The sequence below is a fragment of the Chitinophaga sp. genome (genome assembly GCF_036569125.1).
In the GTDB taxonomy this organism is placed as follows: domain Bacteria; phylum Bacteroidota; class Bacteroidia; order Chitinophagales; family Chitinophagaceae; genus Chitinophaga.
The window spans coordinates 1-3,525 of the sequence record NZ_DATCRF010000193.1 but is presented as its reverse complement, the minus strand read 5'-3'; the positions used below and the strand labels follow the sequence as shown (position 1 = coordinate 3,525).

Annotated in this window: 4 protein-coding genes; 1 reads left to right on the top strand and 3 read right to left on the bottom strand. The window is 50.9% G+C overall.

Annotated features, from left to right (window positions below; all coding sequences use genetic code 11):
- The coding region (locus VIM87_RS07000) for a helix-turn-helix domain-containing protein (RefSeq protein ID WP_331996287.1) at positions 1-664 on the top strand (664 nt) is incomplete at its 5' end.
- On the opposite strand, the gene VIM87_RS06995 is transcribed toward VIM87_RS07000, so the two are convergent.
- From VIM87_RS06995 to VIM87_RS06985, 3 genes are all read right to left on the bottom strand, one after another.
- Positions 661-1,890 carry an MFS transporter gene (locus VIM87_RS06995; RefSeq protein WP_331996286.1) on the bottom strand — a complete coding sequence of 410 codons (1,230 nt, stop codon included), beginning with the start codon at positions 1,888-1,890 and terminating at the stop codon, positions 661-663. The genes VIM87_RS07000 and VIM87_RS06995 overlap by 4 nt on opposite strands.
- Positions 1,887-2,963, bottom strand: a complete 1,077-nt coding sequence (locus tag VIM87_RS06990) for a kelch repeat-containing protein (RefSeq protein WP_331996285.1) — start codon at positions 2,961-2,963, stop codon at positions 1,887-1,889. Before VIM87_RS06990 ends, VIM87_RS06995 begins: the two co-directional genes overlap by 4 nt.
- Positions 2,964-3,010: 47 nt before the next feature.
- A partial coding sequence (locus VIM87_RS06985) for a dihydrodipicolinate synthase family protein (RefSeq protein WP_331996284.1) occupies positions 3,011-3,525 on the bottom strand: 515 nt, incomplete at its 5' end.

Sequence of the window (3,525 nt, the reverse complement as noted above, 5' to 3'; positions counted from 1 at the left end):
CAGCGGTACAGGGGCTTTGGAAGTATTGAACACCGAAGCAATACAGCTGGTAGTATCCGACGTAATGATGCCGGACATGGATGGCTTTGAGCTTTGCAGCCATATCAAGAATAACGTGGAGTACTGCCATATACCCGTGATACTGCTTACCGCCAAAAATACTTTGCAGGCGAAGATAGAAGGCCTGGAAATAGGTGCAGATGCTTATGTGGAGAAACCTTTTTCCCCTGAATTTTTGCAGGCGCAGATAGCCAGCCTGCTCAGCAACCGTAATAAGGTAAAAGCCCATTTTGCAAGCTCGCCGCTGGCGCATATAAAAAGCATGGCGTATAATAAGGCCGATGAGCAGTTCCTGGGAAATTTACAGCAGATCATTGGCAAACACCTGGACGATAAAATGCTGGATGTAGAGTTCCTGGCAAAACAAATGAACATGAGCCGCCCTACCTTATACCGGAAGATCAGCGTGCTGTCTGATATGAGCCCTCATGAGCTGATCAATCTTACCCGTTTAAAGAAAGCAGCCGAGCTGCTGCTTACAGGCAATTACAAGGTGAATGAGGTAGCGGATATGCTGGGGTTCAGCTCCCTGGCCAATTTCGGGCGAAGCTTCAGCAAACAGTTTGGCCTTTCTCCCGTGGAGTATATGAAACGCAACAGCTAAGCAGCATCTTTAACTTTAGGCCGCAGGAACGCCAGCAGCATAACAACCGCTGCCAGGATCACTACTGACATTAGAGCAAAATCCCGCCCCAGGTGCCCTGCATCTGTTGACTTACCCAGGAAGTTGGTAATAAATGCGCCGGAAAATACACCGCCCATATTCATAAGTCCATAGGCCGTAGCCCTGTGCCGCGGCGCAACAAACTGGCACAGGATGGGCATATTATTGCCGTCAAACATGCCAAAACCAATACCAAAACAAAAGGCAGATGCCACCAGGAAGAAGGTGGAATGCCCCACCCCCAGCAGGAACAGGGCTGGTATGGTTAACCCAAGGCCAATAGCGCTGGTGTACACGCGGCCTTTTACATTCCACTGCACCCAGCGGTCAGATAATAAACCGCCGGCAATTACGCCCAGGAAAGAAGATGCTGCTATAGTAATAGTGGCTACAGGACCTGCCTGGCTCATTGGCACATGCAGGCTGTTGGAAAAAAGTGTAGGCAGCCAGTTCTTGATAGCCCAGCCAGGTATGCTGGGAATGGAAAAATATAACAGGATGATCCAGAACGGCAACAGGGTTAATAAACCTTTCAGGCCCTGGAAAAAATGCGGCTGCTCTTCATTTGTAAGCGGCGCTGTTGCTGCAGGTGCGCGTTTTTCCCGCAGGAAAAAGATCAGGATCACGGAATAGATAACACCAATAAGACCAAACCCATGAAAGGTGGCCTGCCAGGAGTAAGCAGCTGCAATGGTAGCGCCAAAACCACCCAGCGCCTGCCCCATATATAACCCGGTCATATGCAGGCCTACTGCCAGCGAGCGGGTGGCAGAGCCGTGATAATCCGCTATGAGCGACAATGCTGCAGGAATGTACAATGCCTCGCTGATGCCCATCACAGCCCTTAACCAGTAAAGCTGGTTAAAACCGGTAGCATAGCTCATGAGCAGCGTAACGCCCGACCATACGAACAGGCTGCCTATGATCAGCCACTTCCTGCTAACCTTATCTGCAATAATGCCGGACACCGGCGACATTAATCCATAGATCCAAAGGAACACCGCCATTAAACGGCCAAAGTTAGTGGCGCTTTCCAGCTCCCGTATGTCCAGCTGAATGGAAGGCCGCATGGTTGAAAGCATTTGCCTGTCCAGGTAATTCAGCAAGGCTACAAACCAAAGCAGGGCTACCACTACCCATGGATAATATCGTGCTTGTTTCATCATTTAATACCGTTTACTGTTGCGGTTAGCACATTCGGTGTTCTTGTGCCGGGGCGCACTTCCCCGCCGGGAAATACCAGCAGCCCATTCCATTGTACAAAGGAAGTGGTCACCGGCGCCCAGATGCTTGCGTTGGGATCTGTTACCGCATCCGCATTGCGATGAGTATCTATTTTCCCATTGTGCGTCCAGGTATCCGTGTTTAGATCATATGCAAGTATCTCATCAGAAAATCCCGGATGCCGCTCCCGCAGCGCAGCAGCCTGCTCCACATCCTTGCCGGTATCGCCTCCAAAAATGTTCAGCACATGATCATTGCAGATCAGCGCGGGCGTAGGCGCAGCCACCGTTGCAAACGGCATGTCAGCACATTTATGCCAGCCGGTTTCCGGGTTATAGCGGTAAGCATCTTTTAAATACTCCCGCTTCCCGTTCTTTAAAGTAGCGCCGCTGAACAGGAAAATATCGTGCCCCAGTGCGCCGGCAACACCCAGCATTCGGGCGGGGCCTGGCCAGGAAGGCAGTATACGCCAGTGCTGTTCGGCGGCTGTATCTTTTAGATCCAGCATATAAAAATCAGCTGCCGCTGTTTGTGCATCCGCTGATCTTAAGCCACCGGCAACATAAATGCAGCTATCTGCCATAACACCGCATGCATTGGCCAGTGGCTCCGGTAAGGAAGGCATAACGGTAACGGCTATCTGCCCCTGCTGCCGGCTTATCAAAAAAACATCCCTATAATGTCCCTGTGCATTACTGCCACCAATACAGATCAATCCATTTTCTGTTGATATGGATACGCCATAACCCAATGGGCGCGGGAGCCTGCCGGCTTCTTTCCAATGCCCCTGCGGGTGTTCCAGCACAAAGATCCTGTCGGACCAAACCTTTTTTCCGCCATTCCAGGGCGTGCCTCCATTAGGAAAATTACTGCCCCCTGCAACGATCAATGCCCCATTTGCTACACCGGCAAACGAGCCTGCAAAGCCCGTTTTATCCGGTATGGCAGGCAAGGTATCCCAATGATACCCGGCCTGTGTAACCATGCTTCCGCCATGCATACAACTTTCAATCATACCGCAGGTTAAGAGAATAAATATGAAATAATAAATACGTCTCATGCCTATGCATTGGAAGTAACATTCTTCAGTACCTCAACAAATTTTATCTCTTCCAGGTATTTGCCGATCTCCTGTTCCTGCTGCGCAGATAAGCTCACCAACGGCAGCCGGCAAGGCCCCAGGTTCGTGCCCATCAGCTTCATAATTGTTTTTTGTGTAGGGATGGGCGAATACCTGGAAAGGCAGCGGATCATGTTAATGGCGTGCAGCTGCATTTGCTGCGCTTCTGCTATCTTCCCCTCACGGAAATACGCCATCACTTTCAGGTACAGCGGCGCTGCAAAAGTGTAGGTACTGCCAATAGCTGCCTGTGCGCCTACTGCCAGCGCCGGCAGCAGCAGCTCATCATACCCGTACAGGATATCAAACCTGCCGTTCTTATAATTCAGGCAGGCCTGGTATTCATGCAGGGTAGCGGCGGTATACTTGATACCGGCCAGGTTGGGGATCTTCCCTTCTGCCAGCCGTAAAAATTCCAGCATATCTATTCCCATACCCGTGATCACCGGGATATGGT

Coding starts and splice junctions, on each gene's coding strand:
- VIM87_RS06995 (WP_331996286.1), bottom strand. CDS start 1,890: ATGATGAAACAAGCACGATATTATCCATGGGTAGTGGTAGCCCTGCTT.
- VIM87_RS06990 (WP_331996285.1), bottom strand. CDS start 2,963: ATGATTGAAAGTTGTATGCATGGCGGAAGCATGGTTACACAGGCCGGG.